Annotated in this window: 8 protein-coding genes; 2 read left to right on the top strand and 6 right to left on the bottom strand. The window is 34.0% G+C overall.

What is annotated here, in order from left to right:
• Nucleotides 1-20 precede the first annotated feature (20 nt).
• The 3 genes from HB672_RS11530 to HB672_RS11540 form a co-directional block, all read right to left on the bottom strand.
• Nucleotides 21-2,237, bottom strand: a complete 2,217-nt coding sequence (locus HB672_RS11530; RefSeq protein WP_167769686.1) for a transferrin receptor-like dimerization domain-containing protein — start codon at nucleotides 2,235-2,237, stop codon at nucleotides 21-23.
• A gap of 120 nt (nucleotides 2,238-2,357) precedes the next feature.
• Entirely contained in the window at nucleotides 2,358-3,125 is a 768-nt protein-coding gene (locus tag HB672_RS11535) for an NYN domain-containing protein (protein ID WP_167769687.1), read from the bottom strand.
• 220 nt (nucleotides 3,126-3,345) lie between these two features.
• Complete coding sequence (locus tag HB672_RS11540; RefSeq protein WP_167769688.1) at nucleotides 3,346-5,118, bottom strand: ABC transporter ATP-binding protein; 1,773 nt, start codon at nucleotides 5,116-5,118, stop codon at nucleotides 3,346-3,348.
• A gap of 188 nt (nucleotides 5,119-5,306) precedes the next feature.
• Here HB672_RS11540 and HB672_RS11545 point away from each other — a divergent pair, with 188 nt between their 5' ends.
• Together HB672_RS11545 and HB672_RS11550 are read left to right on the top strand one after the other, a co-directional pair.
• A complete protein-coding gene (locus HB672_RS11545) occupies nucleotides 5,307-6,206 on the top strand; it encodes a DUF1837 domain-containing protein (RefSeq protein ID WP_167769689.1) in 900 nt (299 codons plus the stop codon).
• The gene (locus HB672_RS11550; protein ID WP_167769690.1) at nucleotides 6,173-8,479 is read left to right on the top strand and encodes a helicase-related protein; all 2,307 of its coding nucleotides are present in this window, start codon (nucleotides 6,173-6,175) and stop codon (nucleotides 8,477-8,479) included. The genes HB672_RS11545 and HB672_RS11550 overlap by 34 nt, the downstream gene beginning before the upstream one ends.
• A 44-nt stretch (nucleotides 8,480-8,523) precedes the next feature.
• On the opposite strand, the gene HB672_RS11555 is transcribed toward HB672_RS11550, so the two are convergent.
• The 3 genes from HB672_RS11555 to HB672_RS11565 all read right to left on the bottom strand — a co-directional run bounded on the left by HB672_RS11555 (nucleotide 8,524) and on the right by HB672_RS11565 (nucleotide 12,229).
• On the bottom strand, nucleotides 8,524-8,808 hold the full coding sequence (locus HB672_RS11555; protein ID WP_167769691.1) for a DUF2188 domain-containing protein: 285 nt from the start codon (nucleotides 8,806-8,808) through the stop codon (nucleotides 8,524-8,526).
• Between the two features lie 280 nt (nucleotides 8,809-9,088).
• Complete coding sequence (gene acs / locus HB672_RS11560; protein ID WP_167769692.1) at nucleotides 9,089-11,017, bottom strand: acetate--CoA ligase; 1,929 nt, start codon at nucleotides 11,015-11,017, stop codon at nucleotides 9,089-9,091.
• Between the two features lie 282 nt (nucleotides 11,018-11,299).
• Nucleotides 11,300-12,229 carry a PD40 domain-containing protein gene (locus HB672_RS11565; protein WP_167769693.1) on the bottom strand — a complete coding sequence of 310 codons (930 nt, stop codon included), beginning with the start codon at nucleotides 12,227-12,229 and terminating at the stop codon, nucleotides 11,300-11,302.
• Between the last annotated feature and the right edge of the window lie 7 nt (nucleotides 12,230-12,236).

Here is a 12,236-nt window from a genome sequence, read left to right on the forward strand (position 1 = left end):
ATGAATATATTTCTTAAGTATTATTTCATGAGTTTTATAGCCTCATCAATATTTGCACTAAAAGCATTTAAGACTTCACTTAAAATAGTAATCTGCTCTGTTACTTCATCAAAGTTTTTCTGTTCAATCGCTTCTCTCACGCCTGGTAAGGTTTTAACACCATAACCTGTGTAAAATCCAGGCGCGTAAATATGATGCTTATACCAAGAACGACGCGGCAAACCATGGTCTCGAATCAACTTGCTTTCCATACTTTTTAAAACTTTATTCAGTTTATTAGTATTAGCCGAATTACTGACACCTTTCTTTGATGCCATGGCAAACTCAGAGGCTTTCTCTTTTAAGTTTTTTAAGGCATTCTCTATTGGTGCAAAGTTGAAATAAGGCACTGGTGTTTTTGGTCCAGGAATTTTAAAATTATCTTTTGGGTTGGAAACTAAATCATAGGCACCACTTTTAATTAATTTGTTATGGCTATCAGCTTCTTTACGCAACTTATCAGCCAACTTGGTCACCTCATCAACATAACCAGATACAATTTTTGTGAAATGCTTAAACTCAAATGGCAATACTTCAGCATTTGCTAAACGTAAACTTGTACGTCCAGCAACCTTAGCCAAGGTCACGCCATATTGAAACGTTGGATCTTTAAAACGCTTATACAACTTATAAGAATCGTACATGGTATGATATTCTCCTCCTGAGCTTTCACCACCAAATCCCATATTAAAAGACGAAATTCCTAAATGCTGAAAAAACGGTGAATAATCAGACCCAGACCCTAAAGCCGATAACTTATAATGCGACCAACTTGGTTGCCCATTAACAATATTTCTAGCGTTACGTCTATCGAACACAGACACGCCTTTTTGTGGGTCGTCTACCACATGTGTAATTTGGTCAAAGAATTTCTCTAAGGTATGTGAACCACCAGCACCAAGAAATCCAGCACCAGTTCCATCAGTATTAATATATGCTACTACTTTTTCGCTCAACTCTTTGGCATGTGTTTCCACCCATTCTGTCGAGCCAATTAAACCTGGTTCTTCTGCTCCCCAAGCACAATACATAAGCGTACGTTTTGGTGTATGACCTTGTTTAGCTAAAATGCTCACTGCTCTAGCTTCTTCCATCATTGCTACCAAACCGCTAATAGGGTCGGCAGCACCATGAACCCAAGCATCATGATGGTTTCCTCTAATCACCCATTCGTCTGGTAATTCGCTTCCTTTTAAAGTAGCTATCACATTATAAGCTGGTTGCAAATCCCAATTAAACTCTAATTTCAACCGTACTTTTGCTGGTCCAGGGCCTATATGATAGGTTATTGGTAACGCACCTCTCCAATTGGCAGGAACCACAGGACCACCAATCGCTTTTAATAATGGTAAGGCATCGTTATACGATATTGGCAATACTGGTATTTTGGTTAAAGACGTGGCTTCACTAATTTTTAAACGCTTAGCACCATCAGTCGAACCATAACCAGGTGTTAATGGGTCTCCAGGAGCATAAGGTAAATCCATTACGGCTCCACGTTGTACGCCATATTCATTTTTAAATGGACCCTTAGGATAAACGTCGCCTTGATAGTAACCATCATCTTTAGGATCGGAATAAATAATACATCCAATAGCACCTTTTTCAGCTGCAAGTTTTGGTTTAATCCCTCTCCATGAGCCTGCATATTTTGCTATGACAATTTTTCCTTCTACCGAAATGCCTCTCTTCTCTAATTCTTCATAATCGGCAGGAATACCATAGTTTACAAACACTAATTCCGAAGTCACATCACCATCAATAGAAAATGCATTATACCCTGGAAGCGCTTCTTTTATTTGCTTAGACGATTCGTCGCCTTCTATAGCTGGCTCTATGAGTTTAGCTTTATACTTCGTTGGCGCAGTCATCTCCAATAGCCTTAATTTTGGCGTTGGAAATAAGACATCAAACTTTTCAATACGCACCTCATAACCCCATTCTTTAAACTTAGCAGCCACAAAATCGACAACTTTTTTGTCGTAAGGTGACCCTACATGATGCGGACGCGCCGTCATATACTTCATCCATTCATCAAGATTCGTCGCCGTAAGCAATTTATCGTAATCTTCTTCTAATTGTATTTGTGATTTTGAAGCTTCATCACTAAAGCCCATAATTGGCGATTGAGCCATCATTGCAGGCATTGACAAACAAAGAGCGATTGCCAATAAAGCAAGAGATTGTAAACGTTTCATAAAATAAAATTGGTTGATTATTCTCAAATATAGCGAATAATAACGCTAGAGAATACCGAAACTTATTAACAACTTGCTCTTAAAAAAAGTAGATTGTAATTGTATGTAAAAAAGTGACTATTATTTTTTTGCGCGAGAACGTCTTGCTGGCTTTGGTTTATTTTTTACATACACCAATTTTGAACGCCCTCTATAGTCTTCACGTCTTTCAATTTCAAATTTACCAATAGATTTAATAAGTGGTGTCAGTTTTTCAAAACCAAAGTTTCTAGAGTCAAAATTAGGTTGCTTTTTTTGCAACAAACTCCCAACATCACCTAAAAATGCCCAACCATCATCGTCTGCCAAATCAGAAATGGTGGACGATATGATGTGAATGTCTTTAGCTGTTATTTTATCATAATCATCTTTAGAGTCTTCAGAAGCGTCACCAGATGATGACTCACCTTCAGATTTTTGATGTTTTAAAATTTCTATATAGATAAACTTATCACAAGCAACAATAAACGGATTAGGTGTTTTCTTTTCGCCTATACCATACACTTTCATGCCTGCTTCACGCAATCGCGTTGCAAGTCTCGTAAAATCACTGTCACTGGAGACTAAACAAAATCCGTTAACTTTCTCAGAATACAGAATATCCATCGCATCAATAATCATTGCAGAGTCTGTGGCGTTTTTTCCTGTGGTATAACCGTATTGTTGTATAGGTGTAATGGCATTTTCCAAGAGCATATTCTTCCATTTAGACAAATGTGGCTTAGTGAAATCGCCATAAATACGCTTAATGGTAGGATTACCATATTTAGCAATTTCTTCCATCATTTCTTTCACATAAGCCGATGGAATGTTATCACCATCAATAAGTACTGCTAATTTAATATCCATATATACTTTGTAGTTTCTTACTTTAATTTTTTGTCTTACTATTATCCTCTAGAAGCTTTCTTAGCGCGTTTTGCTGCCTTTTTTTCTTTTGCTGTTAAAAGGGGTTCTTTTTTAACATTTCGCTTTGCATCTTGTGTTTTTGCCATCGTTTTAAATTTTATTTAAAGGTACGAAAACTGCAAGCAGTAATCCGTTGAAAATGAAAAATTTAAACTTTGCTTTAAATTTTAGATTGATAGGTGTATAAATCATAATACCTGCCTTCTAAAGCTATAAGTTCATCATGCGTACCACGTTCGGCAATATTTCCAGATTCAATCACCAAAATTTGGTCTGCACGCTTAATGGTACTTAATCTGTGAGCGATAACTATCGTAGTTCTATTCTTTGTTAGTTCCGATAAACTTTTTTGAATTAAGCCTTCACTTTCGGTATCGAGATTAGACGTGGCCTCATCTAAAATAATCACTTTTGGGTCTGCCAAAATAGCTCTTGCAATAGCTATACGTTGTCGCTGACCTCCAGATAGCTTCACGCCTCTTTCGCCAATTAAAGTCTCTAAGCCATCATCAAAACGATCTGTAAACTCGTTTACATAAGCTGCATTAACCGCATTTTGTAGTTCGGCTTCGGTGGCATTTGGCTTAGGGAACATTATGTTCTCTTTAATAGTCCCTTCAAATAAAAATTCATCTTGCAGGACCACGCCTAAATACTGTCGGTAGCTGTTTAATTTTACTTTAGATAAATCTTGACTATCGATAGTAATGGTGCCTGAATCTGGATTTAAAAACGTTGCCGATAAACCAGCAATAGTCGATTTCCCTGAACCTGAACTTCCTACCAATGCGGTGACTGAGCCTGATGGTGCTTTAAAATTAATGTTATGCAGTACTTCTTTGTCTTCTTCATACGAAAATGACACATCGTTAAACACAATATCGCCATCTAGTTGTTCTAATTCAATCGTTCTATTGTCATCTTCTTCTTCCGAAGCCATATTCATTAACTCTTCGGTTCTATCTAATCCTGCCAATGCTTCGGTTAATTGACTCCCAATATTGCTCATTTGTACAATGGGTGCAATCATAAACCCTAATAGCAATGTAAAAAATAAGAAATCACCTGTAGTCATGGTGCCTTCAATCATGTAATAACCACCCATTCCCATAATACCAGTAGTAGCCACACCAATTAAAAAGGTAGATGAACTCGTCATTAAAGCTGTGGCTGTTAAACTCTTTTTTACATTTTGATACAATCTATCCACGCCTTTTTCAAACACCTCATTTTCTTGTGCTTCGGCATTAAAGGCTTTAATTACGCGTACACCAGCAAGGGTTTCAGTTAAACGCCCTGTAACTTCTGAATTGATCTTACCTCTATTTCTAAAAATTGGTCGAATGTATTTAAACGCCTTTAAAGCTATAAACCCAAATATGGACAATGGCACAAATACAAACAGCGTCATCCATGGGTTTATTTTAATTAATAAGATTAACGAAATAATGGCAGTAAACAAACCTCCAACCAATTGCACCAATCCAGTACCAATTAAATTTCTAACGCCTTCTACATCAGTCATAATACGTGAGACTAAAGCGCCAGACTTCGTGTTGTCGAAAAAACTAATGGGTAACGACAGTACTTTCTTTTGCACTTGTGCACGTAATTCGCTAATTAAATACTGTGCTTGTACGCTTAAAATTCGTGTTAATAAAAACGAGGTCACTGCTTGAATTAAAATGGCAGATAATACAATAATAATTAACGTCGTTAACTGACTCGTGTCTTTACTAGGTACCACCTCATCTAGTAATACTTTACTTTGCCATGGCAAAACCAAACCAGATAAACTTTTTATTACGATAAGTATCAATCCAATAAACACCAAGTTACGTCTAGGCCAAATAATGGTCTTAAACGCTTGTGTCATGGTGACTTTTGGTTGCTTTTTGGTTGGGTTTTTGGGTTGGGTTTTTAAATTTTGCATGCTCAAAAATAGACAATTAATATGTCATAGCTAAGATGCATGACATATTAACAATGTTAATAATATACGTATAACTACGTATTGTTTTGCACTTGCAAAACTATTACCTTCGTTTAACATCGTATGTAAAAAGTTAAAAGGCTGGTGCTTTACATGAATGGCTACGAATATGAACAACAGAATACAGAATGAGACAATCGTTACTTGACCTTATAGAAAAAACTATTGTATTTCAATATGAATTACCCAATACAACTTTTGGAATTGATAAAACAATTGTTTCTGTTGACAATGACCAATGTTTTAAGTCACTAAACAAAGCCGATTTTTGTGAAATTATATATAATTCAATTTTAGAATATTCTTTTAACGAATTCGAAATTGAAAATAAAGACTATGATAAATTACATTACATAGCATTACAAAAAAGAATAAAATATAATCCTACGATTGGTCTAGACCAAAAAATAAAGTATGGCTTTTTAGGAGAGGTCATATTATTTAGCGTTCTGTACGTTATGTTTAAAGCTCAACCTTTAATTGCTCGAGGATATTTTTATAATCCTCTTGAGAATTCTGAAACTAAAGGCTATGATTCTTACCACTTAATAGAGAATAATCATCAACCAGAACTTTGGTTCGGAGAAGTCAAGTTTCATAAAAACTTTAAAACTGGAATTGACAGTATTTTTAAAAATATTGACAAAGCCATTTCTGATGACTATTTAAAAACAAACGTTTTTGCAATTTCAAACCAAATTAATAATCTTCATTATAAAGGTTCTAAAATAGAAACTGTTATGAAAGATTGGGAGAAAAACCCTTATTTATCGATTATTGATGAAATAAAACAACACAATATGAAATTGGTATATCCAGTTATGCTGTTGTATGAAGAAGATGATTTAGGTTTTGATGAGAGCATAAAAAACATACCGAAATATATTCAAAAAAAATATACCGCAAGTACTTTTAGTATAACTGTAGATTATTCCATTTTCTTTATTTTGGTTCCAATGAAAGATGTTAAAAAAATAAAAGAAGAAGTTATTAAATGGATAGAATTGAGGAAACCACTTATGTCTTAAAACAAATCAACAGATTCAATTCAAAAGAAATATCAGACGATATTCTTATTAAAAAAGTATGCGATTACTTTAATGAAATTAAGCATGATTCTTTAAATCAATCTGATTTAAAATTTCTAAAATATATTTCTAATATTGCTGGAATTCCTCACTATTTTGATTTACTTAATAATTTTGACCAAAATACTGAAATAGAAGAGTATAATTTAAATACTTTTTCGTCATTACTATACGAAAGTACTTTACATACTAGCGAAAATTTAAAAGTCCATAAATATCAAATGGAAATTATGGACTTATTCCAAATTGGAAAGCAAAATAGGTTCTTCTTATCAGCAAGCACTTCATTTGGTAAAACTCATATAGTTTTCGAAATAATAAAAAAAATGAATTATGGAAATGTAGTTCTAGTTTTTCCAACTATTGCTTTGCTTTCAGAAAACTTAGAAAAACTAATATCTGATGATAACTATATTTATTTCAGAGATAAATATAAAATTCACACATTAAGTGAGGTAACTGAATTTGGGACAAACAATTTATTTATATACACACCTGAAAGATTTTTATCCTTTAAAGAAAAAAATCCAACAACCATTAATTTTGATTTTGCGTTTATTGATGAAATATATAAAATTGATAACCAATATATACTCGACGAACAAGTAAGGGAGAATGAGAGAGATGTAGCTTATCGTTTATCTGTTTTTTATGCACTCGAAAACAATGTAGATGTATTACTCGCTGGTCCTTATATTGAATTTTTCAATTCGCTAAATAGTGACTACAATAGCTCTTTCGACAATTTTCTAAAACAGAATAAAATTGAATTAATCAATTATAACAAATATGAAATTGTAAATAAATCTTATGATGATATAAAATCTAGCAAACACGTTGATATTGATAATAATTTAGAGTTCGATTTTGAGTCAACAAGAAAAACAGATAGACTAGTAAATATTGTAAAAACTATAAATAAAATTAAAGAAAATACTATTGTTTATTGTTCAACAAGAAATTATACGGAAAAATATGCTACAATACTGTTGGAATCTGATGTTATTAATAATCATTCTTATACAGATTATTCTGATTTTGTGAACCATATCGCTAAGAACTTCAGTAAGGATTGGACAATAATAAAAGCATTAAAAAAAGGTGTTGGTGTTCACCATGGTTTGATTCCAAAATATATCCAAAAAGAAATAGTTTCATTATTTAATTCAGGTCATTTAAAAGTTCTATTATCAACTACAACAATTACTGAAGGCGTTAATACTTCTGCGAAAAATCTAATTGTACTACACAGTAAAAAAGGTGATAAAGAACTGAAAAAATTTGATGCTAAAAATATTGCAGGAAGAGCTGGAAGATTCTTACACCATTATTCAGGAAGAGTAATTGTTCTTCAAAATGATTTTATGAAAGCAATTGAATCAGAACCAGAAGGTATTAAGCATAAGAATTATGATTTAGAAGCACCAAAAGACGAAATTGATTTATTCTACTCTAAAGATGAATTTCTTTCCCAATCAGATAAAGACAAAAAAATAAACATAAAATTAGAACAAGAAAAAAGAGGAATTCCTGATGAAATATTTAATTTATATAAAGTTGTAAGTAGACTAGATAAAATTATTATTTATGACGAAATAAAAAAGCTGTCAGACGTAGAAATTGAATCAATAAAGAGTTTAATTAGAATAATAACGTATAAAATGGATATTGACAATGATGGCTTTCAAGCAATTTTAAAAGTAGTATATCCAATTATCAAAAATGAAAAACTTAAATTTTTGATAACCGAAAAAGATAGAAATCAACAATATTCAATACTTACTCATTTGTTACACTTTTATTTAGTTGGTGGATTTATGAGCTCTGTGAGATTTAAAATAACACAAGGTAAAACAATAGATAAATCCATTTCTGAAACAGCTCAATTTGTTTACAACACTTTAAAATATCAAGTAGTTAAATACCTTGGTGTTTTTAATATTATGTATCGTTTCATTCAGTCTCAAGAAGAGAACAAGCTCTTTGAAGAAATTATTGGAATTGATAGACTTTTAGTTAAACTAGAATATAATGCCTTAACAGATTTTGGTCGAATCGCAAGTGATTATGGAGTTCCTTCAAGTATAGTTGAATATTATGAAGAAGAAAATAAATCTAGTGAAATTAAAGCGAATTTTGATAACTACGAATTGAAAATATTTGATAGGATTGAAAGAATAATAAACGGAACAGATAAAAGCACTAACGCCTAACAATGTGTATAATTAATTTCTACTCGTCCTTCTTTCAAGAAACCCTAGTCAAAACTAATCCTATCACGTATCGTACCATCCGCACGATGTATAATGACATCGGCTTTGTGTTTTTTGGCAAGTGTCTTAGCTTTGCGTATGGCTGTGCTTTGTTTCCGGTGTTTAGAGGTAATACGCTTGTTGCCTTCACGTCGTACAGCCCAATCGTCTTCATAAGGCACAACATGTTGGTGCCAAGTTCTTGGTCTGCTATTTGAGCTTTTAAAAAAAGCCTCGAGAAGTTCGATGAGTATATTTATCCAATTTTTTGAGTTGCTGCTTTTTAGCATTTTGTAATGATTGTTTAGCGAAGATAGTATTTTTTGATATTATGCTTCTCGATACAATTCACTCGAATCTCGTGAATCACTCGAAGTGACAGGTATGTTTCTTTGTCACATCGAGTGAAACCGAACTTGAGAGGTTTTGTATCGAGATGTAGTTTAATAAGGTTCTCGATACTAAATTGCTACGCAATTTCACTCGAACTGACATTAATATATAATTTTACTCTCTCGATACTATTTGCTCATACTTCGCAAATTACTCGAAGTGACAGTTCGGTTAATGTTACCAATTGGTGTTTTTATAATCTTTAGCGCCTTCAATAATACTTTCTACCACTTCAGGATTTAACAAGGTACTTGTATCACCTAAATTACTAGTATCGTTATCTGCTATTTTACGTAATATACGACGCATAATTTTCCCAGAACGTGTTTTTGGTAAACCTTCGGTAAACTGGATTTTATCCAACTTCGCAATAGGTCCAACATGTTCTGTAATAATCTGGTTAATCTCTTTACGTACATTATCATGGTTTCTAGATTCGCCAGTATCTTTTAATATCACATACCCATATAAGGCATTTCCTTTTACATCATGCGGAAAGCCCACAATAGCAGATTCTGCCACAGCTGGATGTTCGTTGATTGCATCTTCAATGGGAGCTGTCCCCAAATTATGTCCAGACACGATAATCACATCATCCACACGACCTGTAATTCGATAATAGCCTACTTCGTCACGTAAAGCACCATCACCTGTAAAATACATATCTGCAAAAGCAGAGAAATAGGTGTCTTTATAACGTTGGTGATTTCCCCAAATGGTTCTTGCCATACTTGGCCAAGGGAATTTAATACACAAACGACCACTTACTTGATTACCGCTTAGCTCCTCGCCTTCTTCATCCATTAAACAGGGTTGAATCCCTGGAAATGGTAAGGTGGCATAGGTTGGTTTTGTTGGCGTTACATACGGGATTGGACTAATCATGATACCTCCAGTTTCGGTTTGCCACCAAGAATCTATAATTGGTGATTTCTTTTTACCAACATTGTCGTTATACCAATGCCATGCTTCCTCATTAATAGGTTCGCCTACCGAACCTAATACTTTTAAGGATGATAAATCGTATTTTTCTACTAGCTCGACACCTTGTTTTGCCAAGGCACGAATAGCAGTTGGTGCGGTATAAAATTGGTTGATTTTATGTTTTTCTACTATTTGCCAAAAGCGTCCAAAATCTGGATAACTGGGTATGCCTTCAAACATCACCGTAGTTGCGCCATTGGCTAGTGGACCATACACAATATAACTGTGTCCTGTAATCCAACCAATATCTGCGGTGCACCAATACACATCTTTTTCTTTATACTGAAAAGCGTTTTTAAACGAAAACGCCGCATATACCATATAACCTGCGGTTGTATGCACCATCCCTTTTGGCATGCCTGTAGAACCTGAGGTATAGAGAATAAATAAAGGGTCTTCGGCATTCATCACTTCAGCTTTGCCTTCAGGAGAGGCTTCGTCTAATAAGGGTTGTAACCATTTGTCACGTCCTTCTTTCATAGTAATATCTGAATTGATACGCTTTGCTACCAATACTGTTTCTACGCATGAGCAATTCTCTAAAGCGTCATCTACTATGCCTTTTAAGTCAATTGTTTTTGCACCACGATAAGAACCATCGCTAGTAATGACCATTTTACAATCGGAATCGTTTATTCTAGTCGCTAAAGCTTTTGCCGAAAATCCAGCAAACACCACAGAGTGAATAGCGCCTATTCTTGCACAAGCTAATACAGAGATAGCCAATTCAGGAATCATAGGTACATAAATGCAAACTCTATCGCCTTTTTTAATGCCTTGTGCTTTTAAAACATTGGCGAACTTATTAACGCGAGCGTATAATTGCTTGTAGGTAATATGTTCAGCTGGTTCGTCTGGATTATTTGGCTCAAATAAAATAGCTGTTTTGTCTCCACGAGTCGCTAAATGTCTATCGATACAATTCTCTGTGATATTAAGCTGTGCGCCTTCAAACCATTTTACTTCTGGTTTTGTAAAATCCCATGACAAGACCTTATCCCATTTTTTTCGCCAGATGAAATGTTCTTCGGCTATTTCCTCCCAAAATACTTCGGGATTTTGTACAGACTTTCTATAAACTTGATAATATTCTTCGAGGTGTTTTATGTGGTAATTGCTCATAGATTTATGCTTGACTTTAGAAATCTAAAATTAAAAATTTAATGTCACTTCGAGTGGTTTTTCATAGAAAAATTGTATCGAGAAGCATACTAACAAGGTTCTCGATACTTCGTCTAAAGCCTCAACTCAAACAAACAAGACATTGATTATTATATGTCACATCGAGTGTCCTGAGCCTTACAAAGGATGTATCGAGATGTATCTTAATATGGTTCTCGATACATTTCGCTTCGCGAAACACTCGAACAGACAAGACGTTGATTAATTAATGATTTGAAGCCTTTAGTCTTTGAAAGCGTTAACATCAAAACTTGTTTTGTATATTCTATTAAAACCGTTTTGATATCCATTAAATACATTCAATAGGTTTTTTGCAGATGTGATGCTTTTGTTAGCATCAATATTACTGCGTCTGCTCGTGAAGTATAGCTGTGTACCTGAATTTGTTACAAAAGGACAAAAGTCCATATACTTAGAATTGATTTTGTCTCCCATGTTTTTGGCTTGCGTCCAAGTATTATCATCGTTTTTAAAGCTGATATATAAATCGCCACTTCCTAAACCATCTTTTCTTGCATAGCCTCCAAATATCAAATAATCGTCGTTTGGTGAAATAAATGAATTGTACTCGTAACTTTTGGTATTAACACCGCCTTTAAGTGCTACAGGTTTTGAATATGTTCCGTCTTTAAATTCACTTACGAAAATATCGTCTTCACCCATGGCGTTATGACCAACAGATGTAAAATATAGGTTGCCATTTTTTGCAACGCTAGGGTAAAACTCATCTGCTTCCGTATTAATTGGAGCTCCTATGTTTTTGGGCTTAGACCACTCACTAGATGTTGTAGCTCTTTCTACATACCAAATATCGACATCTTTTAATTTACCTCCTTTGGTTAGAGGTCTGTTAGACACGAAAAAGAGTTTTAAATTATCTGGACTTAAGAAAGGTTCTAAGTCTTTATAGGTTCCAGAAAAAGAAGCAATATCTACTTTATTCCATGTTCCATTCTCTTTTGTGATTCTTATAATAACCGATTTCTCTTCTAGATAGCTTTGTGCAGAGACGTAAGCTTCGGTTTCATTATTATTCATCGTAAAGTCACGAACCTTAACGTAATCTCTTAAAATATCTAAAGCTGGTTCTACTTGAAAGGCGTTTATATTTAAAACAAAGCCAATACAAAGTATACTTAAAATGAGTTTCATAATTAAA

The organism is Gaetbulibacter sp. S0825 (assembly GCF_011777505.1).
Lineage (GTDB): Bacteria > Bacteroidota > Bacteroidia > Flavobacteriales > Flavobacteriaceae > Pontimicrobium.